24 protein-coding genes are annotated in these 26703 nt (G+C 55.9%); 10 read left to right on the top strand and 14 right to left on the bottom strand.

Annotated elements, in window-relative coordinates:
* Window positions 1-14 precede the first annotated feature (14 nt).
* On the top strand, window positions 15-1199 hold the full coding sequence (locus tag Q1A59_RS13570; protein ID WP_299645122.1) for a zinc-dependent metalloprotease: 1185 nt from the start codon (window positions 15-17) through the stop codon (window positions 1197-1199).
* Between the two features lie 54 nt (window positions 1200-1253).
* Here Q1A59_RS13570 and ligA read toward each other — a convergent pair whose 3' ends face one another.
* Entirely contained in the window at window positions 1254-3299 is a 2046-nt protein-coding gene (gene ligA, locus Q1A59_RS13565; protein WP_298402103.1) for an NAD-dependent DNA ligase LigA, read from the bottom strand.
* Between the two features lie 500 nt (window positions 3300-3799).
* Between ligA and Q1A59_RS13560 the strand changes: the two genes are divergently transcribed.
* The 3 genes from Q1A59_RS13560 to erpA all read left to right on the top strand — a co-directional run bounded on the left by Q1A59_RS13560 (window position 3800) and on the right by erpA (window position 6402).
* Window positions 3800-4012 (top strand): hypothetical protein, encoded by a 213-nt coding sequence (locus tag Q1A59_RS13560; protein ID WP_298402102.1) that lies wholly within the window; start codon window positions 3800-3802, stop codon window positions 4010-4012.
* Between the two features lie 65 nt (window positions 4013-4077).
* Window positions 4078-5841, top strand: coding sequence for a heme o synthase (locus tag Q1A59_RS13555; protein ID WP_298402100.1), 1764 nt, complete (start codon window positions 4078-4080; stop codon window positions 5839-5841).
* Between the two features lie 114 nt (window positions 5842-5955).
* Window positions 5956-6402: an iron-sulfur cluster insertion protein ErpA gene (gene erpA / locus Q1A59_RS13550; protein ID WP_298402098.1), complete on the top strand. Its 447-nt coding sequence runs from the start codon at window positions 5956-5958 to the stop codon at window positions 6400-6402.
* Window positions 6403-6429: 27 nt separating this feature from the next.
* Here erpA and Q1A59_RS13545 read toward each other — a convergent pair whose 3' ends face one another.
* The 7 genes from Q1A59_RS13545 to phnD form a co-directional block, all read right to left on the bottom strand.
* On the bottom strand, window positions 6430-7062 hold the full coding sequence (locus tag Q1A59_RS13545; RefSeq protein ID WP_298402096.1) for an FmdE family protein: 633 nt from the start codon (window positions 7060-7062) through the stop codon (window positions 6430-6432).
* Between the two features lie 198 nt (window positions 7063-7260).
* Window positions 7261-10515, bottom strand: coding sequence for a molybdopterin-dependent oxidoreductase (locus Q1A59_RS13540; protein ID WP_298402094.1), 3255 nt, complete (start codon window positions 10513-10515; stop codon window positions 7261-7263).
* 41 nt (window positions 10516-10556) lie between these two features.
* Window positions 10557-11699, bottom strand: a complete 1143-nt coding sequence (gene nrfD / locus Q1A59_RS13535) for an NrfD/PsrC family molybdoenzyme membrane anchor subunit (RefSeq protein WP_298402092.1) — start codon at window positions 11697-11699, stop codon at window positions 10557-10559.
* An 11-nt stretch (window positions 11700-11710) separates the two neighbouring features.
* Window positions 11711-12667 (bottom strand): 4Fe-4S dicluster domain-containing protein, encoded by a 957-nt coding sequence (locus Q1A59_RS13530; protein ID WP_298402090.1) that lies wholly within the window; start codon window positions 12665-12667, stop codon window positions 11711-11713.
* A 281-nt stretch (window positions 12668-12948) separates the two neighbouring features.
* Window positions 12949-13590, bottom strand: a complete 642-nt coding sequence (locus Q1A59_RS13525) for a response regulator transcription factor (protein WP_298402089.1) — start codon at window positions 13588-13590, stop codon at window positions 12949-12951.
* On the bottom strand, window positions 13565-15043 hold the full coding sequence (locus Q1A59_RS13520) for an ATP-binding protein (RefSeq protein WP_298402087.1): 1479 nt from the start codon (window positions 15041-15043) through the stop codon (window positions 13565-13567). The genes Q1A59_RS13525 and Q1A59_RS13520 overlap by 26 nt, the downstream gene beginning before the upstream one ends.
* On the bottom strand, window positions 15040-15963 hold the full coding sequence (gene phnD, locus Q1A59_RS13515; RefSeq protein WP_298402085.1) for a phosphate/phosphite/phosphonate ABC transporter substrate-binding protein: 924 nt from the start codon (window positions 15961-15963) through the stop codon (window positions 15040-15042). The genes Q1A59_RS13520 and phnD overlap by 4 nt, the downstream gene beginning before the upstream one ends.
* A 238-nt stretch (window positions 15964-16201) precedes the next feature.
* On the opposite strand from phnD, the gene Q1A59_RS13510 reads away from it, so the two are divergent.
* Entirely contained in the window at window positions 16202-17158 is a 957-nt protein-coding gene (locus tag Q1A59_RS13510; RefSeq protein ID WP_298402083.1) for an arsenic resistance protein, read from the top strand.
* Window positions 17159-17180: 22 nt separating this feature from the next.
* Here the strand turns inward: Q1A59_RS13510 and Q1A59_RS13505 are convergent, their stop codons facing one another.
* The 4 genes from Q1A59_RS13505 to Q1A59_RS13490 all read right to left on the bottom strand — a co-directional run bounded on the left by Q1A59_RS13505 (window position 17181) and on the right by Q1A59_RS13490 (window position 20092).
* On the bottom strand, window positions 17181-17936 hold the full coding sequence (locus tag Q1A59_RS13505) for a sulfite exporter TauE/SafE family protein (RefSeq protein WP_298402081.1): 756 nt from the start codon (window positions 17934-17936) through the stop codon (window positions 17181-17183).
* A 257-nt stretch (window positions 17937-18193) separates the two neighbouring features.
* A complete protein-coding gene (locus tag Q1A59_RS13500; protein WP_298402080.1) occupies window positions 18194-19249 on the bottom strand; it encodes a permease in 1056 nt (351 codons plus the stop codon).
* Between the two features lie 244 nt (window positions 19250-19493).
* Entirely contained in the window at window positions 19494-19727 is a 234-nt protein-coding gene (locus Q1A59_RS13495) for a thioredoxin family protein (protein ID WP_298402078.1), read from the bottom strand.
* Between the two features lie 2 nt (window positions 19728-19729).
* Window positions 19730-20092, bottom strand: coding sequence for a helix-turn-helix transcriptional regulator (locus Q1A59_RS13490; RefSeq protein ID WP_299645121.1), 363 nt, complete (start codon window positions 20090-20092; stop codon window positions 19730-19732).
* Window positions 20093-20620: 528 nt separating this feature from the next.
* On the opposite strand from Q1A59_RS13490, the gene Q1A59_RS13485 reads away from it, so the two are divergent.
* Window positions 20621-21049 (top strand): MerR family transcriptional regulator, encoded by a 429-nt coding sequence (locus Q1A59_RS13485; protein WP_298402074.1) that lies wholly within the window; start codon window positions 20621-20623, stop codon window positions 21047-21049.
* A gap of 39 nt (window positions 21050-21088) precedes the next feature.
* Here the strand turns inward: Q1A59_RS13485 and arsJ are convergent, their stop codons facing one another.
* Together arsJ and Q1A59_RS13475 are read right to left on the bottom strand one after the other, a co-directional pair.
* Complete coding sequence (gene arsJ, locus Q1A59_RS13480) at window positions 21089-22393, bottom strand: organoarsenical effux MFS transporter ArsJ (RefSeq protein WP_299645120.1); 1305 nt, start codon at window positions 22391-22393, stop codon at window positions 21089-21091.
* Window positions 22390-23397 (bottom strand): ArsJ-associated glyceraldehyde-3-phosphate dehydrogenase, encoded by a 1008-nt coding sequence (locus Q1A59_RS13475; RefSeq protein ID WP_298402070.1) that lies wholly within the window; start codon window positions 23395-23397, stop codon window positions 22390-22392. The genes arsJ and Q1A59_RS13475 overlap by 4 nt, the downstream gene beginning before the upstream one ends.
* Before the next feature lie 201 nt (window positions 23398-23598).
* Between Q1A59_RS13475 and minC the strand changes: the two genes are divergently transcribed.
* The 4 genes from minC (at window position 23599) to Q1A59_RS13455 (ending at window position 26701) form a co-directional block, all read left to right on the top strand.
* Window positions 23599-24261 carry a septum site-determining protein MinC gene (gene minC, locus Q1A59_RS13470; protein ID WP_298402068.1) on the top strand — a complete coding sequence of 221 codons (663 nt, stop codon included), beginning with the start codon at window positions 23599-23601 and terminating at the stop codon, window positions 24259-24261.
* A gap of 9 nt (window positions 24262-24270) precedes the next feature.
* Window positions 24271-25071, top strand: a complete 801-nt coding sequence (minD, locus tag Q1A59_RS13465) for a septum site-determining protein MinD (protein WP_299645119.1) — start codon at window positions 24271-24273, stop codon at window positions 25069-25071.
* Between the two features lie 15 nt (window positions 25072-25086).
* The gene (gene minE, locus Q1A59_RS13460; RefSeq protein WP_298402064.1) at window positions 25087-25362 is read left to right on the top strand and encodes a cell division topological specificity factor MinE; all 276 of its coding nucleotides are present in this window, start codon (window positions 25087-25089) and stop codon (window positions 25360-25362) included.
* A gap of 184 nt (window positions 25363-25546) precedes the next feature.
* Window positions 25547-26701, top strand: coding sequence for an AI-2E family transporter (locus Q1A59_RS13455; protein ID WP_299645118.1), 1155 nt, complete (start codon window positions 25547-25549; stop codon window positions 26699-26701).
* Window positions 26702-26703 lie beyond the last annotated feature (2 nt).

Raw genomic sequence — 26703 nt, 5'->3', positions numbered from 1 at the left:
GAAAGGAGCTGGCATTGGCAAACAATCAAAACGATTTCCGCCGGTTTGGCGCTGCCCTCTTGTTAGGCATGGCCGCCGGTTTAGCGGCACGCTACTATTTCGAGGCGCGCGCGCGCAACGATAATCGCGTGCAGATCGGCCTGATCGACTGGGAGCAGGCCCGCCAAGCGGCATTGCGCATTTCGCAGTGGGAACAGGCACCGGTTGATAACCGCGCCTTTCGCCGCGAACAGTATGCGCGCATGGTGGCAATCAGTGAGCCGCTCATTGCGGATTATCTCGGCGTGCGCTTGCCCGAACCGGTCAGCCGGATCTTTGTCTTCGACCGGCGCGAATGGCTCGAAGCGAATATCATCTCGTTTAACCAGCTCTTCCGCCCGATCGAAGAGCTGTACGAGAAGAACGGCGGCGGGCGCGGCGCGCTGGGGATGGTTGTGAATAATGTAAGCAGCAAGCTGCTAGGGGTGCAGATCGGCGTCTTATTGGGCTACTTGGCCCAGCGCGTGCTTGGCCAGTACGATCTGAGCCTGCTCTCAGCGGAAGCGACCGGCGGCGCGCTCTACTTTGTCGAGCCGAATATTGCCCGCGTGCAGCAGCAACTCGGTCTGAGCGACGAGGATTTCCGGCTCTGGATCACGTTGCACGAAATGACCCATGCCTTCGAGTTCGAGGCGTATCCGTGGGTGCGTAGCTACTTTCGCGAACTGCTCGAACAGAATTTTGCTTTCATTAGCGGGCAAATGCTGAGCAGCGGTAACAGTCTGGTCGATATGCTTACACGGCTGCTGCAAGGGATCGGCAGCGGCCAGCACTGGCTCGAGACGGTGCTGACGCCTGAGCAGCGAGCGGTCTTTGACCGGATTCAGGCGCTGATGTCGATTATTGAGGGCTATGGCAACCATGTGATGAACGCGGTTGGGCGCCGGCTCTTGCCCAGCTTCAGCCAGATCGAACAGCAGATTGCTCAACGCCAACGTCAGCGCACACTGCTTGATCAGATGGTCTTTCGATTGACTGGTCTCGATCTGAAGCTGGCACAATATCAGCAGGGTGAAGCCTTTGTCAATGCAGTAGTTTCTGCTCGTGGGATTGCGTTTGCCAGCCGGGTATGGGAACGACCAGAGAATCTACCAACGCTTGACGAGATCCGCAATCCGGCCCAGTGGATGATCCGGATGGATCGGCAAGGTAGCTGGTAGGTCGCAGTGGATCGTAAGGGCGGATTTCAAACCTGCCCTTACGCTCATCGCTTATCACCTTTCACCAATCAACGCCAACAACCCAGCTTCATCGAGCACCGGGATGCCAAGCTGCTGCGCTTTAGCCAGCTTGCTGCCGGCATTAGCTCCCGCGACCACATAGCTCGTCTTTTTGCTCACGCTATCGGTCACTTTGCCGCCGTGGGAAACAATCAACTCGCTGGCCTGCTCGCGAGTCAGTGAAGGCAATGTGCCGGTGAGCACAAACGTCTTGCCGGCGAGCGCATCGCTCTGGCGTTCGCGTTGGGCGCCGCCATCCATCTCCACGCCGGCGGCGCGCAGCTTCTCGATCAACGCTCGATTTTCGGGCCGGGCGAAGAAATCGACAATACTCGCCGCCACCACCGGGCCAATACCGGGAATCTGCTCAAGCTCCTCTTGGCGGGCATTCATGATCGCGCTGAGCGAACCAAGCGCGTTCACCAAGGCTTGCGCCGCCACAGTGCCAACATAGCGAATACCCAAACCAACGATAAGCCGGTCAAGCGGGCGGTGGCGGGCAGCATCAATGGCGGCTAGCAAATTGGCGATCCGCTTCGAACCAAAACCTTCTAGCCCTTCAAGCTGTTCAGCTTTGAGATAAAACAAATCGGCCACATCGCGCACCAAACCGAGCTGCACAAAGAGTTCGGCCTGCTTTTCGCCCATGCCCACGATATCGAGCGCGCCCCGGCTGACAAAATGCTCAACTCGGCGCACCAATTGGGCTGGGCAGATACTAAAGTTATTGCAGCGCCATGCCGCCTCGCCGGGTTCTCGTTCGAGTGGCGAGCCGCAAGCCGGGCAATGGGTGGGGAACTGCCATAGCCGTTCGCTGCCATCGCGGCGAGCAACGACTGGCCCGACCACGTAAGGAATGACATCGCCGGCCCGCTTCACAATCACATAATCGCCGATCCGAATATCGCGCTGGGCAATATAATCGGCGTTATGCAGACTGGCGTTACGCACCGTCACCCCGCCGATCTGCACCGGTTCTAATTCAGCATTTGGCGTCACTACGCCAGTGCGGCCCACATTGACGGTAATATCGAGCAAGCGCGTGATCGCCTCGCGGGCCGGAAACTTCAAGGCAATCGCCCAGCGCGGATCGCGCCCCACCACACCGAGTTCGTTCTGCTGGGCAAAATCGTCGATCTTGATCACCATCCCGTCGGCTTCATAGGGCAACGAATCGCGCCGGGCCATCCACTCTTCACAATAAGCGAGCACCTCAGCGAAATCGGTAAAGCGGCGCGCATCTTGATTGACCGGAAAACCGAGGGTGCGTAGATAGCGCAGCGTCTGCCATTGGCTGGTCAGAGTCACGCCCTCGACCGGGCCGACGCCGTAGGCAAAAAAGCGCAGCGGGCGGGCAGCGGTAATGGCGGGGTCTTTCTGGCGAAGCGAGCCGGCGGCGGCATTGCGCGGGTTGGCGAAAATCCGCTCGCCGGCAGCGGCGAGCCGGTCATTCAGCGCCTCAAAATCTGCAGTGCGCATGTAGACCTCGCCGCGCACCTCAATGAGCGAAGGTAGATCCGCCGGCAGATCAGGGTCGCGTATGCCATCAAGCGGGTGCAATGTGAGCGGAATGCTCCCGATCGTGCGTAGATTAGCGGTCACATCCTCGCCAACCTCGCCATCGCCGCGAGTAGCACCTTGCACGAAGCGGCCATCGCGATAGGTCAGTGCAATCGCCAAGCCATCGATCTTGGGCTCGACCACATATGCGATCGCGGCATCGTTACCGAGCAGCCGCAGCACCCGATCGCGCCATGCCAGTAAATCGGTGGTGGTAAAGGCGTTGCCAAGCGATAACATCGGCTGGGGATGCTGCACTTTGGCAAACTGGCTGGCCGCCGTGCCACTCACGCGCTGGGTCGGTGAATCGGGCGTGATCAATTCAGGATGGGCCGCTTCGAGCGCGCGCAATTCGGCCATCAGTGCATCGTACTCGGCATCACTCACAATCGGATCATCGAGGACGTAATAGTGGTAATCGTAGCGGCGAATCAACGCGCGCAGCTCAGCAATGCGCTGCGCTACATCTAGTTGGCTCATCGGTAGCTCCATGGTCATAAGAGAAATCCGCCAAAGGTACTACTCAAAATGATGAAAAGGTAGTACCGTTGGGGGGTTGTGAGAAAGTAAAAGAACGGTTATAATACAAACACCCCCCCCACACGAGACCCGCTGGCAGATGCCAGAGGGTTTCGTGTTTCTGGCAATGAAATAATACGAACATCCGTGCATTATTCTAACACAACTTGGTGGGGTTCGATGCGAGCGCTCGCATTCTCGCGCAATATACCGCTCTTCATGATTCCTGCCCTTGCTGCCCTCTGCTAACCTTACATCAGTGTGCAGCTTGCTGACGCGCCGTAACGCCGGGCTACCAGACTGATAGTTAACGGATCTCAACCAAGAAAACTGCATCACAGCGCCTTAAAATCCGCTTCAGTGTCAAAACGTTCATTGTTGGGTGCGCAGACGCATGGTATAATTCCGCCAGTGTCATTCTCGTGAAAGAATCCACGAAATATCATTGGTTGAGGGTTACAATGTTAGCATGGTTTATTTTCTGGATCGCGGCGGTGATTGCAGTTGGCGGGCAAGTTCCCCTGATCGTGGCGGCGTGGCGCTTGTATCGCCAACCTTCGGCGGCGCCGGCCAATGTGCCGCGCAGCGATGGCCGGGCCGATCTCGGCTGGACGCTGGTGACCGCGTTGGGGACGCTAGCGTTGTTTGTGGCGGCGTATGCGGCGTTACCGTAGCGAATATCAACAAAACCGAATAATCCTTTACAGCATTCTCTTATTGGAGCATAGCGAGGATCGATATGGCGGCTCGTCATCTCGCGCGAATCTTGGTGATTGGATTACTCTTGACGTTGGCAACCATTGTTTCCGGTGCGCTGGTGACAATCTCGGCCAGCGCAACAGCTTGTCCATCGTGGCCGTTGTGCCTTGACGCGCTGAGCAGCGAAGCGAACCCGCTCGTGTGGATTTCGCTCGGTCACCGTCTCATTGTCTCGCTCGCGTTACTGGCCGTGATTGCCAGCACATGGATGGTGTGGCGCGCGCCAGAGACGCAGGGCGCGCCGCGTTGGACGGCGTTGGGCGCATTGGCGCTCTTTATGTTGCAGGCATTGGCCGGCGCATTGCTGGTTTGGGGTATGCCGGCGATGGTGGCCGATGTTTGGCACCTCACTGGCGCGCTGCTAGCGTTCGGCGCGCAGACGCTCACCTTTTTGTTGGTAGTCATTCCGGCCCAGCCGGCGACGGATCGGCTGGCCGGACGGGCGGCGCAGACCCAGCGTCGCTTGCGCGGGTTAGCGTCGTGGGGGGCAGCGGCGGCTGGTGTGGCGGCATTAGCGATTGGGGCGCGCAGTGTGGCCCCGGCGATCGAGATGGCAGCGGCTTTGCCGGCCAATAGCATGGGTGCATTGAGCTTTGCGGCAGCGTTAACCGGGTGGATGGCGGTGGAGGCGCGCTGGCGGTTGCACCCGGCTGCACAAACGTCGGTAGTGGCGCTGGCCTTGCCGCGCTATAGCCCGCTCTTGCCGGTGCTGGCCCTCGTGGCGCTAGCCGGTTTGTTCCTACCCACCGGCGGCCATTTGCTCAGCCTAACTGCCGCAACCCTGCTCTGGGCCGGCGCGTTGGCAGCAATTGTCATATTGCAGCGCGCGCCGCTCACCTTCACCACCACGACCGCCGTGGCTCGTCCCACACCGAAATGGCGCGAGGTGGTGGCCGATTATATCAGCCTGACTAAGCCCAAGGTCATCTCGCTGTTGCTGGTGACGACGTTGACCACGATGTTTATCACCGAAGCCGGATTGCCATCGTGGTGGCTGGTGTTGTGGACGATGATTGGCGGCTATTTGGCGGCGGGCGGGGCTGGCGCAATTAACTGTGCTTTTGATAGCGACATTGATATCAATATGGGTCGCACGAGCCGCCGACCGGTGCCAAGCGGACGGATCTCAGCACGGGCTGCGTTCATCTTTGGCGTGATCCTCAGTGTATTGTCGATCATTGTGCTCTGGGTCTTCACGACCCCGTTGGCCGCCTTTTTCGCTTTTCTTGGTATCATCTACTACGCCTATTTCTACACCGGTGTGCTTAAGCGCAGCACGTGGCAGAACATCATTATCGGCGGTGGTGCCGGCGCGATCCCGCCGCTGGTGGGATGGACGGCGGTGACCGGTTCGATCAGCCTGATGGCGGTGGTCTTGTTTGCCATCATCTTCTACTGGACGCCACCGCACTTTTGGGCTTTGGCACTGGTGAAGCAGAAAGATTATGCTCGTGCCGGTGTACCGATGTTACCGGTGGTAGCCGGTGAAGCTGAGACGCGCTGGCAGATTTTGGTCTATTCGGCGATTATGCTAGCAGTATCGCTATTGCCAGTGGCGATTGGAGCAATGAGCTGGATATACCTCGTCGGTGCCTTGCTGTTCGGTTTCCGCTTCCTGCGCGATGCGTGGGCCGTGTGGAAGGTAGGTGATCAGGCGGCAATTTGGGGCTTGTACAAGTATTCGTTGCTCTATTTGGCGCTGCTGTTCGCAGTGATGGTGGCTGACCGGCTGATCCTTGGGTAAGGAGCTGGTTTACGAAAGCTGCGACTAGCAATTTGCGCTGACATGGTGTATACTTCATCTATCGAAGGAGATAGCCGCTCTGGCGGCTACGTAGTACGGTCAAGGAGTTCGTCCATGACGATGATTGGTGTCGATCAGATTGGTGTGCAATCGGCCACCCCCCAACCGCTGTTAATGATCAGCGAAGCGGCTTCTACTCGCTTGCTCAAGATGATGCAAGAGAAGCAACTTGAGGGTTATGCCCTGCGCGTCTTTGTCGCCGGCGGTGGTTGTTCGGGCCTCCAGTACGGCATGACATTCGATGATGAGGTGCGCGAGGGTGATAACGAGTTCTACGCCGGCAATCTGCGCGTGTTGGTCGATCCGATTAGCGCCAACTATTTGATGGGCGCGTCGATCGATTTTGTCGACACGCTAATGGGTGGCGGCTTCAAGATTGATAATCCGAATGCGGTATCATCGTGCGGTTGCGGCCATTCGTTCCGTGCCCGTGATACTGATTACAGCGAGGATGACGATGACGCACCGGTGGGTGGTGGGTGCGGTACCTGCGGGTACTAACTCGTGCTTGATGTTCGGCGCCACGGGTTACCCGTGGCGCACAACGTAGTATCTATCCCCCGCACAGGTGCGACATACTACTTGCCCATCGTAAATGACCTCACGGGCATTAATAATTTCCTCGCCGCAACGCTCACATGTGGTACGGATGCCGTTACGGCTGATTATTGCTTTCAAATCAACCGTTAATGTGACCGGTTGGGCCACGAGCAGGTCGGTTACCGGCATCAATTGGTATGCGATCAAGTAGGCATGCCAGCGGCTGCGAGCTTCGGGTGCATACTGATGAGCTAACTCTCGTGAGTTGGGTTTTGGCACCAGTCGCCACGCTTGGCCGGTGAGCGTATCAACAAACGTAGCTGCGACTTTTCCCTCGTCGATCAGCCGCATGGTTCGCCGTCCTAACCAGCAGCCGGTGGCAACACTTACGCCATCGGCAAAACAGCCGTCGGTCTCAACAAAGACATACAGCCGTTTGTTAGTTTGCGGTAGCTTCAACCCCAGCAGCTCACCAGCGTACATGCCCATCCGTGCGCCGAGTACTTGTCGTGGGCACAGGTGCCGATGCATTGCCGATGAACGGCGCAGCAATTCGGCGAGCGGTTCAGGTGCGATAAGCCATTGTAATGAAGTGGTGTCAAACTGCTCATCAACCGACACTGCCTATCCTCCCGGTGGTATTGCGCTCGATGCGGTACAGAAGTGTGCTATGTCTGTATCATACCAGATTATGCTTGTAGGTTTGCTAGGGTATGGATAGACAATCACTGGCTGAATACTGATGTTGTAATAGCGGCAGAACATAGAGGGGGCATAGCACTGCTATGTCCCCTCTCGGATTGGTAGCGGGATTGGCGTTTAGCCTACCTTTTCGAGTTTCACCTTCGAGTCGTAGAACACCGCACTCCCACCGACCAAATCGCTCAACGTTACATTCTTTAGCACCGGATCGACCCGCATTGCAGCGTTGGCATGCACACCGGTAGCACGACGTGGGTCTGCCGGAATGGTAACACCATCAATCACAATTTCACTGGCGCCACTAGCAAAATGACCCCAGCCAAGTGGAAACGCGATCACACCGGGGCGGATGCCCTCGATCACCTTCACCTTGCCGATCATCGGCTTGCGCGTGCCATTCTGCAGATCCCAGACACCTTCAGGGTTGCTGGCCGAGCTGATTCGCACGCGGTCACCGGTGCGCAGACCGAGCCGTTCGGCATCGATGCGGTTCATCAAGATCGCATTTTCCGGCATCAGTGCGAGTAGCCAGTAATCAGCGATGCCGCGCGCCTTGGCCATCATTACTTCTTTGTAGGTGATCAGGTGCAGATCATAGCCCTCGTCAACAATTGGCGTACCGTCGGCGGCTAGCCCGGCGGGAATGTAGGTGGGATATCCAAGCAGATGTTTACCGGTCATCGAGTTAATGGCACTGGCCGTCTTTTCTTGGTAGAGGTTGATCTGTTTGGCGTATGGATTGCCTGCCAAATGACCCTTCCAACCCTTCTCGTAAGCTTGATAGCGTCCGCCACGGTTAAGGACGTAAACGGTTTGCCGCCAGAGTTGCTCGTTGTCTCCCACTGCTGCGCGCCACTTGGCTTCGTCGAACACGCTTGGCGGTAGGAAGCGGCGGGCTTGTCGGAAGATTTCCAGCTCGTCATCATCAGCCGGTGGGACGCCGTCGCTACCATCTTCCTTTTCGCCGAAAGCGATATTTGCCGCCAGTTTGAGATACAGATGTTCGGGCCGGGTAAAGGGAATGCCTTCGCCGAAGCCGTTAGGCCCGAAGCCGGGCAGGTCAAGTCGCTCGGCGATAGCGAGCACGAGTGCCTCGAAGCTAAGTGGAATCTCTTCGCCGAAGACCTTGACAGTCGGCCAGTGAGGCAGGCTCATCGCCGGCTGGCGAATGTTTTCTACTTTCCACGGGACGCTCGGATGCGATCCGTGGAATTCCCAGCGTTCGAGGAAGCTCAGGTCGGGGAAGATGTAATCGGCGTAGGTGCTGGTTTCACCGACCATAATATCACTCGTGATAATGAGCGGGATCTTCTTGGGGTCGGCCAGTATCTCGATCACCGTCTGTGCCGCCGGCAGTGCATAGTTGATCGCCGACATATAGAACATTGCGACCTTAATCTGGTATGGGTACATGTCACCCATCGAGGGCACATCTTCCTGATAGACATCGGTCGCGAGCGGGAACCATGGTCGCCGTGCCGGATAGCCGTTAAACAGCGTCGATTTCTCGTAAGCGGTGTTGGTGCGCAGCAGGTCAATGCCGAATGGCACGTTGGCGCCATTGTTCATCTTTTCGATCAGGAATGGGCCTTTCGCCTTGCTACCCAGTCGGTCATAGGTGGTAGGCTTGATCAGACCACCACGATGGTCAAAATTGCCAATGAGTGCATTCAAGGTGTAGAAGGCGAAATTGGTGTAGAAGCCGTTGGTATGTTGCGATGCCCCGCGGTGGATGTCGGCGACGGCACGGGTGCCGTGACTGGTAAATTCGCGTGCGATAACGATAATATCTTCTTCCGTTACATCGGCGATCGCCGCCCACTCCGCGATCGTATGCACGCTGGCTGCTTCATAGATAATCTGCAAGCCACTCTTGACCTGAATTCCGTTAATCTCGGTATTCACCAGCAGATCACCCATCACCGGCACAGCTTCGGGGTTGTTCGGATCGATCGGGGTTGGTGTACCGTTGACGAGCGCGACGAAAGGATCGAAGGCGAAGTTGGTGCCATCGGTAGTGACGTACTGTTTCGTCTTCTTCCCTTCGGCATCGGTCGTTTCGACGACGGTTGTCAAACCGATTTCACTGGCGCGGAGGAACTTGCCCGGTGTACCGTCTTTGATCTTGACCAACCACGTTGCGTTCGTCCAGCTCGGTTCGCCAATGGCAGTAGCGGCAGCTCTGTTAGCAGCGGCGAGGAAGGTGGCGTTATAGCGCTGTTGCTCAATGATCCAGCGGATCATCCCCATCGCGAAGGCGGCGTCGGTTCCCGGCTTAATCGGGAACCACTTCCACGCTTTACTCGCCAGTTTGCTCAGGCGTGGATCGAGGACGACGTACCGCATGCGGTTGTTAATCACACCTTGCGTGATACGGGGTGATTGTGGCGTCGGGCCATAATTGGCCTCGAAGTGATTAGTGCCGACAAAGATCACAAACTCAGCATTCCCCAAATCGGCTTGCCAGTAGAACTTTTGACCACCGGTGAATTTACCGGTTGCCGGATCAAACTGTTCGCTCATAGCCTTACCAGTGAAGTAGAGCGAACCTTGGCAAACCGTCGTGTGGCCGTTGGCATTGACCGAGCCAAAGCCACTCTTGACGAACCGCTGCACTAAGTCACCACGTCCGTTCTTCAAGCGTCCCCAAATGAAGGCGAATTGGTTATTCTTTGGCCCTAAATCAGGATGATCGGGGTCGATCAATACATCGAGATGCTCGGCAAAGTCACGCTTGAACTGCTCGACTAGTGCGGGCTTCTCTTCGGGCTTAGCAGCGAGAATATTGTTCACTGCGGCGGCCATCGCTTTGGCCAGCTTTGCATCTTTGAGCGCATACAGTGCGCGTAACCCTTCGACCGGCCCTTCACCAAACAGATCGCCGCCTTCGACGATCTCGGTAATCGCCTGCTCAAAGTCAATTGTAATCCATTGACCGGCTCCGCGTGGTGTCCCCGGTTTGCGCTTGAGCACTTTTGTCAAGCGGTACGGATCGTAGGCGGTCTGGATACCGGCCTGTCCTTTCGGGCAGAGCGCACCATCAATTGGCCCGCTAGCACTAATCGGGGTTGTATAGGGCAACGGCGGCTCCATTGTCCAAGGGCTGTAGGGATTGCCTTCAAGTTTAGCGGCCACACCATCGAGCAACTTGACCTTGAGGCCACAGCCGGTATTGCACTGCAAACAAACGGTTTGGATCGAGTTAGCGGCATCGACCAGCGGCAGATCGATCGGTTCACCGCGCGAGAGGCTCGCGAGCGGGCCGCAGCCGGCCAAAGCAGCGCTGCCGCCGAGTAACGCCGAAACCTTGAGGAAATCGCGCCGGCTCATGCTCGATCCAGTAGGCGTTGAGGTGTCGTGCTGTCGTTTCATATCAACACTCCTGTCGTATCGCAGGTGTTCTTGCGCTATGACTAATCGGCTGCACCGGCAGATTTGACCGGACGGCTAAAGAGTGGTAAGCGATCGGCACCTATAACGAAGCCAATGGTAGCGGCACCGACAATGCCAGCGGTCACTGCCCATTCCATCAGGCTTGGGCTATAAGTAAAGCTCAGGTGCGGGCCGTGGAAGGCTTCACCTAGACCTCGCAGTTCGGGGAGGGAGAGAGCCGGGAAGATAATGTTAGCGCGGGCTACGGCCAAGCCGAGCAAGACACAGACGCCCATCAGCCCGGCAGCAAAGCCGTTGTTCCGTATCGGCGTCGTTAAGACGATCAGTGGCAGTAGCATACCAAGACCGATTTGCAGCAACCAGAAGGCCCAACCGTAGGGGCCAAACAGCACCAGATTGATTGCCTCGGCGCCGTGACTGCTATTCTGGTAAAGCGCCTGCGAGACATCAGTCCACAGATAGTACCCTTTGACCAGTAGCAGCACCACCAGCCCTAACCCCAATACATGCAACTGTTGCGAACGGCGCGGATCGTGTACCGGGCCAAACCAGCCGATGGCGATCAGCATCAGGGCAACGCCAGAGGTGAGGTTAAAGACAGGAAATTGGGCCGGCAAGTTGCTGACATGCCAGCTTACCCGGTTCTGGTTGACACCAAGCAATGCTCCGATACCACCGCTGAGAAAAATTGCTAACACGAGACCAACGACCATGATCGGCTTCAGCCAGCGTGAGGGTTGGGGGCGGAAGCTGAGCCAGAGGCTGACGATGATGATGATGAGAAAGATTGTATACCCCCAGACCAGTTGCGCCATTACTGCCCCAAAATTGGGCTGGAGGTAGACTTTCCAAATCCGCGTCATATGACCAAGATCGAGACCGATAGCAGCTAGACCGGCCGGCAGGGTGACCAATGATCCCCACAGGGCCATCCGGCCACTGCCACGGAATAATGGCAATTCAAACAACAGATCGAGGGTCGCCAGCATAAAGCCGCCGGTGGCAACGCCGGCAAAAAACATATAGAGTGCCACCCACAGCCCCCATACCACATACGAGCCGTAGTTGGCGTTCATATGTCCATAGACAAACCGATCGTACAATCCCCACATGCCGATGAGCAGGCCAAGGGAGCCAACCACATAGAGGAGTCGTTTTAGCATAGGTCTGCTCCTCACTGCAAATAATACACACGCGGCTCAGTACCAAGTTCTTCTTTCAACCGCATCACATTCGGCTTTGCGATCAATTCGCTGACGAGGCTTTCGGGATCGTTCGCGTCGCCAAAGAAGGTTGCCCGCCCGATACACGTCGTTACACAAGCCGGTAATTCACCATTCAGCACGCGATGCATACAGAAGTGGCATTTGCGCACATTGCCCACTGGCGAATCGTGTGCGTCGTGACGAGCGTGCAGTTTCCCGTACTCAAACGTGCTCACCTGCTCGTAGCTCACTGCTTGCTCGGCCCCAAACATTACGCCGGAGGTAGTCGTATTGGCAGTGTAGGTATAGCCAAAGTCGAAGGTTCGAGCACCGTAAGGGCAAGCGGCGATGCAGGCGCGACAGCCGATGCACTGCTCATAATCAACCGCAACGACGCCATGCTCGTTCGTGTATGTGGCCGAAACAGGGCAAACGCTTGTGCAGGGTGGATTATCACACTGCATGCATGGTCGAGGGATAAAACGGCGGCTTACATTGGGATACCGTCCGATCTCTTCTTCCAGCACGGGGCGATAGACTACGCCGGGAGGTAGTTTGTTTTCAGCGACGCAGGCAATCGTGCAGCCGTGACAGCCAACGCAGGCACGCAGGTCAATTACCATCACCCAGCGTCGTTCATTGACCGGCTTAGTGAGGGCGCGCAACAAATCAGTGCGCATCCGTTCGAGGAGATCGACCGGTGTCCCGTTGATGTTTGCAGCCCGCAACCGGGCAATTTCGGCCTCATACGCTGCCAATGCCTCTTCGGGAGTTAAAACGTCGATCGATTCGTTCGATTTCCCGGTTGCGGCTGGGATGCTTGCTTGCACCGAAGCTGCTGCCAGCGCACCAGCGCCAGCCACCAGCGCGCCAAGCAAGCCACGCCGACTGACCGGGGTGAGCGGAATAGTGGGTTGTCGAGACATAGGCTACGCTCCTCGTCACTCGCAGATTACCGCTAACCGTACTGTATGACGTTTCTTGTGCTAGCGGTAGCAGGAAAAATGTGGTACTGTCAGGGTCGTTGTCAGGATTTTCCCGACAACGGTGAGACATCGCGATAATGAATGGACGAATCGCGGCTTATCGCCCGCTCGCATGTCCGACGACCTGCACGGGCGGGCGGTAAGTATGCATAACCGGAACGAATGAACAGTCTTTCAGCGCATCCGTTCGTTGCCGATGGATTGACCGGCTGTAAGATAGGTTATGTGGGGGCGAGCAAGTTGTGGTCGAGCGCAAACTGGACAAGCGCAGCTCGTGAGCGGAGGCCGAGCTTTTCCATACCGCGGGTACGGTAGGTTTCGACCGTTTTGGGGCTGAGGTTCAACTGGCTGGCAATTTCGGCTGCGGTGTAGCCACGTGCAACCAATACCAATACCTCTCGCTCGCGCTCGCTCAGGCTTTCCCATGGATTAGTCGGTTGTGGTTGTGGCAAGATATCCTCGAGCAAGCGACGGGTGAGGGCGGGATGGATATACAGCTCGCCGCGTAATACTGCGCGAATCGCTGCAATCAACTCAGCGTCAGCAGCACGCTTTAAAACATACCCATGCGCACCGGCAGCCAGTGCTTGTCGCACGTAGCCCTCGTCGTCGTGCATTGTCAATACGAGGATACGAGCCTGTGGCGCAGCCGCTCGCAACGATTGAATGGCAGCAAGGCCACTACTGTTGGTCAAGCTCAGATCAAGGAGGATAAGGTCAGGTTGGAGAGTCGTTGCCTGCGTAATCGCAGTGCGTGCGTCTTCCGCTTCACCAACCACAACCATATCAGGTTGAGATTCGAGCAACAAGCGTAATCCGGCACGCAAGACTGCGTGATCATCGACCAACAGAATGCTGCTCATGACGCTCCTCATTTGTTGCTGGCAGGGGAAATTCGACATAAAGAGTTGTACCACTACCGGGTGCTGACTCAATGATCAACTGACCGTTCAACAATGCTGCCCGCTCGCGGATTCCATTCAAGCCGAGATGACCATCACCGCTGAGGCTAGCCGGATCAAAGCCACAGCCATTATCCTCAATAATGGCACGTAAGTGGCCATTCCGCCGCTCAATCACCACGCTGGCCGTTGTCGCGTGAGCATGACGGATGACGTTGGTCAGCGCTTCTTGCACAATCCGGTAGAGTGCAGTTTCGAGCGCCGGATCAAGCCGTTCATCGGTCAAGTCGGGCATGGCCAAATCAATCGTCAATCCGCTCCGAGCGCGGCAATCGGCAACGTAGCGTTGAATGGCAGCAGCTAACCCTAAATCGTCGAGCACGCTAGGTCGCAATTGGCGGGCGAGTGCGTGCAAGTCATGTAACACCTGCCCGACAATCCCACGCAGATCATCAACCTGCCGACGCAGTTCAGGTGAATGATGGCGGTCGGCAAGTGAACGCAAACCAATCAGGAGAGAAGTGAGGGCTTGGCTTGTGCTGTCGTGGAGTTCGCGGGCAATTCGCTTTCGCTCCTCTTCTTGGGCGGTAATAATCTGGGTCACATACTGTGCTCGCATCTGCTCGCGTTCGGCGCGTTCACGTTCGGCCTGTGCTAGCGCTTCACTCATCGCATTGAACGCATCGGTCAGCTTGCCAATTTCATCGTTCGCCCAACGTTGGGCGCGCCGACTAAAATCGCCGCTGGCTACCGCTTTGGTCAACTCCACTAATTGTAAAATTGGACGGGTAAGGATCCACGTTAGCAAGGCGGCAGCCGTGATCCCAACCGCCGCTGCCATAATGGTTGTGATGAGCAACTGACCGGTCACGGCGGCAACTGTTTGCTCACGGGTTGCTAACGATAAACCAACACGAGCGATACCGGCCCGCCCATCGAAGATCGGCACGGCAATATCCCAAATATCGCCTTCATCGGTGGTTAATAGCACACTGCGGTGATGTTCATTCGCTGTCACCGTGTTGGCATCGCGCAAGCCTACGGGGAAGCCGGTGCCGAATGTATGAGCAATGATCGTGCCTTCCGAGTCGATCACGAAGGCATAGCGGAGGTCGGGGTTATTAGCTTGCGTGTCGCGCAAGAGACGAAACAAGCCGTAGTAATCACGCATTAAGGTGAGATCGGTCGCGCGGGCTGCCATATCACGCGCAACTGCAACCGAGTGTTCGTAGGCTTGGTTGGTAAGCGTTTGTTCGAGTAACAGCCGCACTTCAATCGTTGCTGCTACTCCTATCAGCACCACCAACCCTAGCACAATGCCAAGAATCTTCGCTCGAATGTTGACTGCGCCAATCACTTGCCAGATGACCGCAGCCCATCGTCGCAGCCAATGTTGTCCATGCACTGTGTTCATGGCGACAACCGACTTACTCGTGACCGTACAAGCCGTGCGCTGGCATAAGCCACATCATCAATCATTACAAACCGGTCAACGCCCAGCGCCGTCAACGCCTTCTGCGCCAGCGGCAATGGATCATCAGCCATGCCGAGAAAAATGTTCTGCAATTCGGCACGTAACTGTGGGCGTACACCCGGCCCGACCACAACCGGCGGAATGCCAAACGGCGGCGAGGTGTGAATGACCTTCACTTTCGTCGCCAATTCTGGGTCACGCGCTAACGCAAACTCGAACACAAGACTATCAACCGCTGCACCGTCAGCTAGTCCGTTTGCCACTGCTTCAATCGCTTTATCGTGGGTGTAGGTAAAGAAAATATCGTGAAAAAATGTTTCTGGTTCGTCACCTAACTCATTCACCAACACGGTGGGGTAAACCCGTCCGCTAAATGAAGTCGGATCAGTGAAGGCAAACACCTTCCCACGCAAATCGGCCATCGTCTGTGCCGGACTAGTTGCTGGTACAATCAAGAGAGAGTGATATGTTGTCGCCTCATTAACTTGTGGCGCTACCAGTAAGCTCATCCCATAGCGGTCGCGGCCATCGATATAGGCGCTGGTGCAAACGAAGGCAACATCGACCTCGTTGCTCCCGATCAGTTCATTGGTTTCGCTGTAGGTGCGACGTTGCACGAGCACCACTTGCCGGCCAAGCTTCGCACTGAGATAGTCGAGTAGGGGTTGATAGCTTTGCACTGTACCTTGTGGTGAGATGACCGACGCCACCGATACGCGGAGCGGCGGTGACGTCACCGGTGTCGGCATTGGCAATGGCTGCAAATCGTTGAGCCGGATCATTGGCGCTGGCGTTGTTGAGACGCTGCATGCGCCGAGAAGAAAGATAGTGAGAATGATGAGACTAAGACGCTGCGCCATAGCATCCTCAAATTGGTCTGTCTGCTGCCTGAGAGTGTCACAAAGGGAAAGGTGATCGTGTTCTGCCGGCTAGCACGAACCCTACCTATATTCTTTGTGACAAAAGGATCGTACCATGCGCGGTTGGGTCGCATTAAAAAAAGTTCGCAACTGATAGTGAAGGTTAAGATATGCTGCACGGCAAATCGCTCACATGCAGTTGCATCGTTGTCTACCCTGAAGCGTGGAGTATGCCATCGTGACAGTCTCTCGTCTTGAACGCTATCAAGCTACCATCTACCTTATTGCCATCGCCGCTGGGCTTGCTATTGGTCAACGTTGGCCTATCTTAGCTCCCATCGCGGATCAAGCGCTCTGGCCGATCTTGGCTCTATTGCTCACCGTCACCTTCCTCCAGATCCCGCTGCTGCACCTGCGCGAGGCGTTAGTTGACCGGCGATTGGTGATCCTATTATTTGTTGGCAATTTTGTGCTCATTCCGGGTATCGTCTGGTTACTCCTCCACTGGTTGCCGCCTGAGCCGGCGTTGCGGCTAGGGGTAGCACTCGTCTTGGTAGTGCCCTGTACCGACTGGTTTATCGCCTTTTGCCATCTTGGCGGCGGTGACACCGCGCGGGCATTGGCGGTCACACCGCTGTTGCTGATTGGGCAAGGGGTTCTTTTACCGTTGTATCTCTGGCTCATGCTTGATCTGACGACACTCGATGTGATTGCCGGCTTAAATATTTGGCCGGCGCTACTGATTATCTTGGTTCCGCTACTCGTTGCGATTAGTGGTGAGCGCTGGCTCGAAGCCCGGCCAGAGCGACAGGTGTGGCGGCAACGAAGTGCTGGGCTGACTGTGCCCCTGCTAGCATTGGTAGTGGGTGCAATTGCGGTATCGCAGGCTCAAGCGGCAATGGCGGCGCTCGCGGTTGTCCCGGTGGTGACACCGGTATTCGTTGTCTTTCTCTTCATCGCGACGCTGCTAGCCTACCTATTGCACCGGCTAGGCCGCTTACCGACTCGGTCAGGCCGGGTGCTGCTGTTCAGTTTCAGCACCCGTAACTCGTTTGTTGTGCTTCCGCTAGCGCTCAGTTTGCCACCGGGCTGGGAAGTGGCGGCACTCGTGATTGTGGTGCAGTCGTTGGTCGAGTTGATCGGGATGGCGGTGATGGTGTGGGCCGGGCCACGGTGGGTGATACCTCCATCGTAGAAGGTACAGTACTGCTGCGCCCCTACCCCACGACCAACAACCACGCTCGCTGCAACGCCAACGCAATCAGTGCCGCAGCAAAGATGCGAGTCAAGGTCAGACTTTTAACCCGCCGCGCCATAAATGCAGCGCCAGCTTGCGCTCCGAGTAAAGCCGAGATAGAGGTCAAGATTAACAGCAGCCAGTCAAACCGAGCGTCAAGCAAATGGGTTGCAAACGCTGAAAAGGAGGGTAGAGTGACAATTACCGCGTTGGTTGCCGCAGCGATGCGGGCAGTGTAACCCAGCAGCACCAGTGTCGGCATCATGAGAAAACCGGGACCGACCCCCAAAAAGCCAGCGAAGACCCCGATGACAGCGCTTGCGAATCCGGCCTTGACCCGTGTCGCATCACTAATAGCGCGTGGTTGGCTGTCGTCTTGTGTCGGTGGAAAGGCCATGCGGTAGGCGAGGAACACTAGTACCCCGACATAGATCCACCAGATGGTGGTTGTCGGGACAAATTGTAAGAGCCATACCCCGATTGGTGCAACAATGGTGGTAATGATCAATAACGGAAGAGCAGTGCGCCAATCGACCATCCCTTTGCGCGCTAGGGTAACTGCGCTGGCAATGGCAGTGATGCCGTTGAGCCACAGTGAGAGCGGCATAATTTCGTGCTTGAGTTCAAGCCCAAAGAGGCCAAGAACCGGTGTGGCGACAAATGCTACACCGAGACCCATCATTCCTGATAGAAACGACAATCCAAACAACAGTATGGTCAGGATGAGATAGAACATCGCTAGCCTCGCTCTGCTGTACAAGTGGCTTGAGGGATCGTTGTAACATCTTGTCGGAGGTATAGCATCTCATTGCTATCCGTAGCTGATTGCTCATTGTGTGAATCGGGGCAATACCCATCATTGCACCTTTCTTCGCCTCCTTCAGCGTAGTTCTAGGAGCCAGATCGTTGCGTGCGAGTCGTTAAGCGCACTGTACGTATTATTCCGTTACAAGCAGAATGCCCTTCCCCGCAAGGGGAAGGGCAATTGTACTGCTAGCTCGCCATCACCACATTAAACAAATACCCTACCAATACGATCCCGCTCGCCACAACGCCGACAAACACGGCAATCAATTGCGGCTTCAGCACGCGCCGTAGAATAATCATTTCAGGCAAGCTGAGCGCTACCACCGCCATCATAAACGCCAGTACCGTCCCTAGGGCCGCACCCTTTGCCATCAATGCCTGCACGACCGGAATAACGCCGGCCGCATTCGAGTAGAGCGGCACACCTAAAGCAACACCTGCCGGTACCGACCACCATGCCTCACGACCGAGAATGCCGGCGAGCGCATCCTCTGGTACGTAGCCGTGAATTCCGGCACCGATCGCGATCCCGATCACGACGTATAACCACACTTTGCCCACAATCTCGCGGGTATTCTCCCACGCACCGGCAAACCGCTCGGCCCACGTTGGGTTCTCTAGCGCGACTGTACCGCCGCCGCCTTTGATCTGCCAAACGAACTCTTCGACGTAGCGTTCTAGCTTGAGCCGCCCAATAATGATCCCGGCCACAATGGCTACGCTCATCCCAGCCGCGAGGTAGAGCAACGCTACCTGCCAACCAAACATGCCGAACAGCATCACCAGCGCGACTTCGTTCACCATTGGCGCGGCGATCAGGAACGAGAAGGTCACACCAAGCGGGATGCCGGCCTCGACGAATCCGATAAAGAGTGGTACTGCTGAGCACGAGCAGAATGGCGTCAGGACACCTAATCCGGCAGCGAGGATATTGCCAACTCCCTCACGTTTGCCACCTAGAAAGGCACGGGTACGCTCGGGGCTGAAGAATGAGCGAAAAGTGCTGATAACAAAGATCATCCCGCTCAAGAGTAAAAGGATCTTCGGCACATCGTACAGAAAGAAGGCAACCGCCTCGCCCAAGTGTGAGCCTTCGCTCAGGCCGATGACATGGTACGTCAACCAGTTGGCCAGCGGCTGGATCAGGTTATACGCAATCAGCCAGCCGATGGCAGCAGTGATTACAATGATCCACGCCTGCGTGGAAGAACGGCGTGAGGGGGTAGTGAGTGTTTGCTCCATCGAATTCCTCCAATCGAAAGAAGCAGTGCGAGCAGGTAAGCATCTCTGTCAGCACAAAACCCACAAGATGCCTTCGCCTTTCGCCGATAGCTCGCACTGACAGCGTGCATCACAAGTATGCAAAGTTTTGCATATATTGTTCAAAGAAAGATCGGGCTATGCTGCCCGATTCGGTCATGTAGTTCTTGCAGACATTGAGGTTAGATGTGCAAACTGGCTAGGTCTGCGCATCGTTCCCTGACTATCACTTCAACCAGCCGGCAATCTCCTCTTCCGAGGGGATGCGACCGGCGGCGACTAATACATCATTGACGACTAATCCCGGCGTGCGCATCACATTCCAGCGCATAATTTGCGCGTAATCGGTTACTTTCTCGATCTCCGCCTCCAGTTGGTGCTTCTGGATCACATTGCGCACCCGCTCTTCCAGTTTGCGGCAGTTTGCACATCCCGGCCCTAATACTTTGACATTGACCATGATTACACTCCTCGTTCCAGTAGCACAATAGGTGTTGCACAACGCGGACATGAACACCCTGCCGATAACGGTAACGTCGATTCGGATTCACCGGCTAGGGCGCGAGCCATATCGAGCAGGTCTAGCACCTCATGGCGGATGATGCGGTAATAGATATTCGGCCCCTCACGCCGGTCGCTGATAAAACCGGCCCTGCGTAAGACAGCCAGTTGTTGCGAGACATACGCTTGCCGTAGACCCAAGATCGCTTCGATATGGCAGACGCATGCCTCACCGTTGCGCAATATTTCGAGAATTTGGATGCGCACCGGATGCATCAGCGCTTTGAACAGGCGAGCCTGTTTGTCGGCAGTGGTGTTCTTCATGTCTGCTATTGTATGCGATTTTTTGAATATCATCGTTAAAATATCACAACCGAACGGTTGTAGCACTTTAACTGTTCACCGCTAGAGTGGGGCGTGTTTTCTGTGACGGTTGTCGCGAGGGTGATACTCGGCAGGGGGTTTCAAGGGTGACCGTCACCTGTAGTCGTTCAGTTCACGACGGTTGTCGGTGGCTGGATGACAGTATGTCATTATCGGCAATCCGTAAGTGAAAGCCCCCGCAAGGGCTGGGGTGCGGCAAGGACGCACGGGACGACGAATGAGCCTCTCTCGCCCTAGCAGGGCGAGGGGCGAGAGAGGCGCACAATAGGTAGGCTACAATGGCAGTTTTGACGAACGTGCCACTCCTGTTTACAATCAGTTTATGCAGAAAGCAACTCAATCTACGCTACTCGGTCATCATTATCTCTTTACTGTAGTTTGTGAAGTAACAGAGAACACATTTCTTAATCATCTCGCTTTAGGTAGACTTTCCGATAATTTGTAATGATTATGCAACAGAACATCACTATGCGTATCAGCGATCTCGCCCGCCAAGCTGGTGTGCCGGCCAAAACCATCCGCTACTACGAGCAGATCGGTCTCTTACCGCCACCACGTCGAGCCGAAAATAACTATCGCCTCTACACGCCAGAGACCACCGAGCGCCTGCGCTTTATTGTCAGTGCCCGCAGTTTAGGCCTATCACTGCGAGCCATTGCCGCCATCCTTGCGCTCAACGATCACGGCGAACCGCCGTGCGCCGCGATGCTTGCCACCATTGATCGCCAGATTGCCGCAATCGAGCAGCGAATTACTGATCTCAATGCGCTACGCAACACGCTGATCGCGTTGCGCCAGCAAGGTACTCGCACTGCAAAGCCGTGGGAAGATTGTATCTGCGCGTTGGTGCGCGATAGCGCGAATGTTGGGGTTGCCGCCGAGGGTGGAGACGCGTGATACCACCTCTTCACCCTCGGTGGAATGGACATGCAAGATCTACTCTCCGGCCACTTTCCACTCGCCAGTAACGACTCGTACCGGCGTCGGCAGCCGGATTGAGAGGAGGCCGGCCAAGAACACAAACCCGGCTGAGGCCCAGAGACAGGCGATTAGGCCGCCATAGAGGCTGCTCTGCATACCCCATTGGTAGAGCACACCCGATAAGACGGTGCCGGCTAGTCGGCCTAATGCGTTCGCCATGTAATAAAAACCAACATTCATCGCCACCTTGGCATCGTCGGCGTAGGCCAGAATAAGGTAGCTATGCACTGCCGAATTCAGTGCAAAGACGATGCCGAAGGCGAGAAGACCACCAACTACCGCGAGAGTGGGGGCAAGACCGGCGCTAAGTGCGAGTGCGATACCGACCGGAAAGGCAGCGAGTGCAAAGGCTAACCACATCGCGGTACGTCCGTCAGGTGCGCGGGCACCGGCGACCCGCCGTCGGATGAGAGCCGGTGTAGCCGCTTGCACAAAGCCGTAACCGATCGTCCATGCTGCCATGAAGCCGCCGGCGAGCCAGAAATCCCAGCCGAGCACTGTGATGAAGAAGACCGGCAACCCGACGACGAACCAGACATCACGCGCACCAAATAGGAAAATCCGAGCAGCAGCCAGTAGATTGACTGCTCGGTTAGGCGAAAACATCTGCTTGAACTTGGCTTTCCTATCGGCAACGCCGAGATCGCCGCTAATGGCGCTAACGGCACCGATCAGCGCGGCTAGAACCAGTGCGGCCAGCACCAGCAGGGCGGTCTGGAAACCGAGCAGGCTGAGCAGCAGCGCACCGACAAAGAAGCCTAACCCCTTAATCGCATTCTTCGAGCCGGTTAAGATGCTCACCCAACGGTAAAGCTGACCCTCGCCCTCACCGGCAACGAGCTTCACGGCACTCTTCGACGACATCTTGGTCAGGTCTTTCGCAATACCCGACAGCGCCTGCGCTGCCATCACGTAGGGCACGACCAGCAGTGAGGGTGGGGCGAACGCCAGCATACTCAGTGCAATCAGTTGTGTCGCTAGCCCAAGAAACAGGGTCGCCTTCAAGCCAAACCGCGCACCAAGGTAGCCACCGAACAGATTGGTGATCACGCCGAAGATTTCGTAGAAGAGAAAGAGCGACGCAACTGCAAATGGTGAGTAGCCAAGCTGCGCAAAGTAAAATAGCACCAGCATCCGAATTGCGCCGTCGGTGAGGGTGTCGGCCCAATAGGCCGCCGTTACCAACAGATAGTTGCGCCGGTCAGCACGCCGCTGCTCGGCAGCCGTAGCTGCCGGAGTTACCGATTGTACCGGTTTCATAATGCCATCGCTACCTTTCGCGCTAATTCGACGTACCGATTGGCGTAGCCCCACTCGTTATCGTACCACGCATAAATCTTGACCTGTGTGCCATCGGTGACCATGGTACACAACGAATCGATAATCGCCGAGTGGGGATCGGTGACAAAATCAATCGAGACCAGTGGGCGGGTTTCGTAAGCGAGAATACCCTTGAGTGGGCCTTCGGCAGCGGAGCGCAGCAACTCGTTTACCTCAGCAACAGTCGTAGGGCGTGCGACCTCAAATACGCAGTCGGTCAGCGAAGCATTGAGCAACGGTACTCGCACCGCTTGCCCATCGAGCTTGCCCTGCAATTCAGGGAAAATCATCCCAATCGCCGTTGCCGAGCCGGTGGTCGTCGGCACGAGCGAGAGGCTTGATGCTCGCGCTCGCCGCAAATCTTTGTGAGGCTGATCATGCACGCTCTGCGTATTGGTTGAGCTATGAATCGTTGTGATCATCCCATGGCGAATGCCAATTCCCTCGTGAATAACCTTCACTACCGGCGCCAAACAATTGGTTGTACACGAGGCAGCCGTTAGCAGATGGTGACGGGTTGGGTCGTACCAATGATCATTGACCCCCATCACAATATTGAGTGCCTCACCCTTCACTGGCGCCGCCACAATCACCTTCTTGACGCCAGCAGCGAAATAGGCCGCCAATTGCTCGGGAGTGCGAAACTTCCCCGTCGCTTCTAGTACAATCTCGACCCCCGCCGCAGCCCACGGCACAGCAGCGGGGTCTTTGATCTGACTGTAACCAATCGGCTTCCCATCTATCAGGAGCTGATTGCCCTCACCCTGCGCCTCGTGGCTCCAGCGCCCATGCACCGAGTCGAAGGTGAGGAGATGCGCTGCAACCGCTGCATCGCCCCCGATCTCGTTAATATGGGCAAACTCTAATTCAGGCCATCCCCACGCTGCCCGCAATGCCAGCCGTCCAATCCGACCGAAGCCATTGATCCCCACCCGTACCGCCATAGAACCCTCCTGTTTTATCAATTCATATTGATGCAATTGTACGCGATATACGGATCCATGGCAAGATGGGTTGAATAACCGTAGAGCCGCACGACCGTGCGCCTCAGCCCTTGTAAGCAAAATTTCTGGCTAAAGCGCGACAACATGCCCTAGCTATGCTATAATTGCCAACAATTGTACGTTCTATATGGTAGTATGGCCATGAGCGACTTGATCACGATCAAAGGCAGCCGCGATGGATTACGGCTTCGTTTAGACGCCACCGCTGCATGGCCGGAGTTACTCAGTCGGCTCGATCACCATCTTGGTGAACGGCGTGGCTTCTTTCATGGCGCCAGTCTTGTGATCGACCTCGGCGATCGTGAGGTGTCACCAGAACAGTTAGACGAAATGTTGGCACTGATCCGCCAACATGGTGTGCAAGCAACTGCCATCGATTCATCAGATCGCGTGACCCGTGCCGCAGCTCGGACGGTAGGGCTAACAGCACGGCCTTTACCGCGCTACTCCGAACCAGCGCCTGTGGTCGAGGCTGAGGCACTATTGATGATGCGCACCCTCCGATCGGGGCAGGTGTTACGCCACACTGGCCATATTACCTTGATCGGCGATGTAAATCCGGGGGCCGAGATTATTGCCGGCGGAAGTGTCGTTGTCTGGGGGCGGTTGCGCGGGTTGGTGCATGCCGGTGCGTTAGGTGATAGCAGCGCTATTATCTGTGCGCTTGAATTGAATCCAACCCAGTTGCGGATTGCTAATTTAATTGCGCGCGCACCAGATCGCGATAAAGTCAGCCGGCCAGAATTCGCGCGAGTGGTTGCCGGCGAGATTGTGGTTGATGGATGGGAAACATTCAAGCGCTAGTGGGGTGTTATGGGCCGAGTCATTACCGTCACTTCGGGTAAAGGTGGCGTTGGCAAGACGACGACGACTGCGAATCTTGGCACAGCGCTTGCGATGCGTGGAGCGCGCGTGGCCGTCGTAGATGCCGATATTGGCCTACGGAACCTTGACGTAGTGATGGGTCTTGAAAACCGCATCGTGTACGATCTGGTTGATGTCGTTGAGGGGCGGGCACGGTTGCGCCAAGCCTTGATTAAAGATAAACGCCTCCCTGAATTGTGCTTGTTACCCGCCGCCCAGACTCGTGATAAAGACGCGGTAAATGCCCAACAGATGATCGATCTGACCAATCAACTGCGCAACGAGTTTGATTTTGTGTTGATCGATAGCCCGGCTGGGATTGAAGCTGGTTTTCGCAATGCCATTGCTGGCGCCGATGAGGTCATCATCGTCACTACACCTGAAGTATCGGCAGTGCGCGATGCTGATCGAATCGTCGGATTGGTTGAAGCGGCTGAAAAAGGCCCGCCCTCGCTCGTTATCAACCGGATTAAGCCCCGGCTTGTGAGTCGTGGTGAGATGCTTTCCGTTGAAGATGTGCTGGAATTGTTAGCAATCGCATTGCTCGGTATTGTACCTGAAGATGAGACGATTGTGATTGCGACCAACCGTGGCGAGGCTGCGGTTTACGATCCCAGTTCGCTTGCCGGACGCGCGTATATCAATATTGCCCAACGATTAGCCGGCGAAGATGTGCCGGTTATGGCGATCCCTGATCAACAGGGTATGCTCGATCGACTGCTCGGCCTGTTTAGGCGGCGACGAACATAGCGGAAAGGAGTGCCTGTGTCATTTCTGAATGGCCTTTTCGGTCGAAAACGCGACTCGAGCGCCGAACTGGCCAAGCAACGGCTGTTGACGGTGCTGATCGACGACCGCTACAAATTGACGCCTGAGATGATGGCACAGATGAAAGCCGATCTGGCTGAAGTGCTCAAGCGCTATTTGCCGGCAATCGATCCCGATCAGATCGAAGTAACCCTCAGCCGAGGTGAGGCCCACGATCTGCTCAAGGCCGATGTGCCGCTCCGCCGCGCGGCGGATAGTCAGCAGCATCGGTAGCCGCTTCGTCTGCTGGTGTCGCTATAATGAAGGGCGACGAATCGTTATGATTCGTTCGCCCATTTCATGTCGTGTCGAGGTGCTGTGCCAACGCTGTAAGGGACGCTCCTTCGTCCACAGTGCTCCTTGGAGTATTAGTATTGCGCTGCTCGCGTATCCCATATCGAAACACAGGAATATCATCATGGACACTGAATCCCGCCCAATCCGGTTTTCGTATCAAGCTAAATGGATCAGCAGTGCGATAATTGTGGCGCTGGCGATTGTATTAGTCATGGGGGTTTCCCATATCCTACCACCGTTTATCGGTGCGATTATTACTGCCTACTTGTTTAATCCGTTGGTTGGTTGGTTGCATCGCCGCACCCGCCTTGGTCGCGCGCTCTGGATTGTTGTGCTCTATGTCGTTGCTGGGTTGGCGCTTTACAGTCTCTTTACCGCGCTTTGGCCGCGAATTGTGCAGCAGAGCCGCGATTTGGCCGCAAATGCGCCCATCATCATTCGTGAGTTAACGGTCTTTTTTGAACAGAATCAGTCGGTTCAAGTCGGTGATTTTGAAATTAGCCTTTTGCCACTTGAAGCACAGATTATTGGGGTCGTTCGCGATATTGCCGGTTGGTTGAGTGGCAATGTGCCAAAAATTGTCTTTTCAGCCCTCGAGAGCGTCATTTATTTGTTGGTGTATTTGATTATTACCTTTTATCTGCTACTACAGGCACCCCAGTTGAAGGAGTGGGTGTGCAAGCTCATTCCAGCACCATATCGGCGCGAGATCGGTTATCTTGGCTATCAGATCGATCGGGTATTTAGTGCCTATATTCGCGGTCAATTGATCTTGATCGTCATTATGTCGGTGTTACTCTATATCCCGCTCTCGATCTTGCAAGTACCATACGCGCTCGTGATTGCCGTTGCTTCTGGGGTGCTTGAAATTTTGCCGATTATTGGGCCGTGGTCGGCTGCCGGGATCGCAATGACGGTAGCGCTCTTCCAGCCGGTGACACCGTTTGGGCTTTCAAATGTGGCATTGGCCGTCTTGCTCGGTATTATCTACTTTGTCTTGCGCCAGATCGAAGACCATTTCATTATTCCAAATGTGATGGGACCGCTGGTTCGTTTGCATCCCGGTGTGGTGATCTTTGCGATTCTGGCTGGTGGGGCGCTGGCCGGCGCGTTTGGTCTCTTTGTTTCCATCCCGATTGCGGCCACGATTCGAATTTTGCTTAGTTATATCTATCGGAAGTTGACCGATCAGCCTGAACCGCCATCTGATACTGATCGTCCATTGACGGTTGCTCAGCCTGAATCGGTACCCAGTGAAGTAGCGCTTGGTTCATAAGG

The sequence above is a fragment of the uncultured Chloroflexus sp. genome (assembly GCF_937951745.1).
Classification (GTDB): domain Bacteria; phylum Chloroflexota; class Chloroflexia; order Chloroflexales; family Chloroflexaceae; genus Chloroflexus.
This window is presented reverse-complemented; position numbering and strand designations above follow the sequence as displayed.

Bases quoted from the DNA above. Each gene is read 5' to 3' on its own strand.
- ligA (WP_298402103.1), bottom strand. From the start codon at position 3,299: ATGAGCCAACTAGATGTAGCGCAGCGCATTGCTGAGCTGCGCGCGTTG.
- Q1A59_RS13560 (WP_298402102.1), top strand. From the start codon at position 3,800: ATGTTAGCATGGTTTATTTTCTGGATCGCGGCGGTGATTGCAGTTGGC.
- Q1A59_RS13555 (WP_298402100.1), top strand. From the start codon at position 4,078: ATGGCGGCTCGTCATCTCGCGCGAATCTTGGTGATTGGATTACTCTTG.
- erpA (WP_298402098.1), top strand. From the start codon at position 5,956: ATGACGATGATTGGTGTCGATCAGATTGGTGTGCAATCGGCCACCCCC.
- Q1A59_RS13540 (WP_298402094.1), bottom strand. From the start codon at position 10,515: ATGAAACGACAGCACGACACCTCAACGCCTACTGGATCGAGCATGAGC.
- nrfD (WP_298402092.1), bottom strand. From the start codon at position 11,699: ATGCTAAAACGACTCCTCTATGTGGTTGGCTCCCTTGGCCTGCTCATC.
- Q1A59_RS13530 (WP_298402090.1), bottom strand. From the start codon at position 12,667: ATGTCTCGACAACCCACTATTCCGCTCACCCCGGTCAGTCGGCGTGGC.
- Q1A59_RS13525 (WP_298402089.1), bottom strand. From the start codon at position 13,590: ATGAGCAGCATTCTGTTGGTCGATGATCACGCAGTCTTGCGTGCCGGA.
- Q1A59_RS13520 (WP_298402087.1), bottom strand. From the start codon at position 15,043: ATGAACACAGTGCATGGACAACATTGGCTGCGACGATGGGCTGCGGTC.
- phnD (WP_298402085.1), bottom strand. From the start codon at position 15,963: ATGGCGCAGCGTCTTAGTCTCATCATTCTCACTATCTTTCTTCTCGGC.
- Q1A59_RS13505 (WP_298402081.1), bottom strand. From the start codon at position 17,936: ATGTTCTATCTCATCCTGACCATACTGTTGTTTGGATTGTCGTTTCTA.
- Q1A59_RS13500 (WP_298402080.1), bottom strand. From the start codon at position 19,249: ATGGAGCAAACACTCACTACCCCCTCACGCCGTTCTTCCACGCAGGCG.
- Q1A59_RS13495 (WP_298402078.1), bottom strand. From the start codon at position 19,727: ATGGTCAATGTCAAAGTATTAGGGCCGGGATGTGCAAACTGCCGCAAA.
- Q1A59_RS13490 (WP_299645121.1), bottom strand. From the start codon at position 20,092: ATGAAGAACACCACTGCCGACAAACAGGCTCGCCTGTTCAAAGCGCTG.
- Q1A59_RS13485 (WP_298402074.1), top strand. From the start codon at position 20,621: ATGCGTATCAGCGATCTCGCCCGCCAAGCTGGTGTGCCGGCCAAAACC.
- arsJ (WP_299645120.1), bottom strand. From the start codon at position 22,393: ATGAAACCGGTACAATCGGTAACTCCGGCAGCTACGGCTGCCGAGCAG.
- Q1A59_RS13475 (WP_298402070.1), bottom strand. From the start codon at position 23,397: ATGGCGGTACGGGTGGGGATCAATGGCTTCGGTCGGATTGGACGGCTG.
- minC (WP_298402068.1), top strand. From the start codon at position 23,599: ATGAGCGACTTGATCACGATCAAAGGCAGCCGCGATGGATTACGGCTT.
- minD (WP_299645119.1), top strand. From the start codon at position 24,271: ATGGGCCGAGTCATTACCGTCACTTCGGGTAAAGGTGGCGTTGGCAAG.
- Q1A59_RS13455 (WP_299645118.1), top strand. From the start codon at position 25,547: ATGGACACTGAATCCCGCCCAATCCGGTTTTCGTATCAAGCTAAATGG.